The 691-nt window shown below is 65.9% G+C and carries 1 protein-coding gene; it reads right to left on the bottom strand.

Going from position 1 to position 691, the window contains the following annotated elements; translation table 11 throughout:
• Window positions 1–691, bottom strand: a 691-nt coding sequence (locus tag OA90_RS29245) for a hypothetical protein (protein ID WP_199823897.1), incomplete at both ends; no start/stop codon positions are given.

The raw sequence follows: 691 nt of genomic DNA, 5'->3' as shown, positions 1-691 counted from the left end.
CCGGGTCGCCCTGGTCCTGCTTGATCACAAGCACGCTGGTCGTGGCRCTGTCGACGATCTCGAAGGAGATGCTGGCAGGGCCGCCCTCGATGCCGAGGATACCGGCGCTGGTGGTGCCGTTCCAGACAACCTCGCCGCCGTCGGCGCCGAAGGAGATCGGCAGGGTCTTGCCGGACTGGTGGTATTCCCGGCTGTCGCTGGGCGTGCCGTCCACAGGATTGTCGCCAAAGCCCGGATTGCCGTTGAGGCCCGTAACATCGTCGTCGTCGCTGATGATCCGGTAGTCGGCCCGGCTGTGGGCCTCGATGATCGGCGTGTCGTCGTCGATGATGAGATCGATGGAGCCGTCGACGGTGTCGCCGTCGCCGTCGGTGACGGTGTAGCCGAGCACGAAGGTGGCGTCATCCTCGACGTTGTCGCCGTTGTCGACATGCAGAAGGTTTGCCACCTGAACGTAGCTGTAGGCGCCGGTCGCCTTGGTGAGGGTGACCTCCGCGACGGTGACCGGATTGGCCGGGTCGCCCTGGTCCTGCTTGATCACAAGCACGCTGGTCGTGGCRCTGTCGACGATCTCGAAGGAGATGCTGGCAGGGCCGCCCTCGATGCCGAGGATACCGGCGCTGGTGGTGCCGTTCCAGACAACCTCGCCGCCGTCGGCGCCGAAGGAGATCGGCAGGGTCTTGCCGGACTG

It is taken from the genome of Labrenzia sp. OB1 (assembly GCF_001624695.1).
Taxonomy (GTDB): domain Bacteria; phylum Pseudomonadota; class Alphaproteobacteria; order Rhizobiales; family Stappiaceae; genus Roseibium.
Note: the sequence above shows the minus strand (reverse complement) of the source record. Positions and strands in the feature narration are given on the sequence as shown.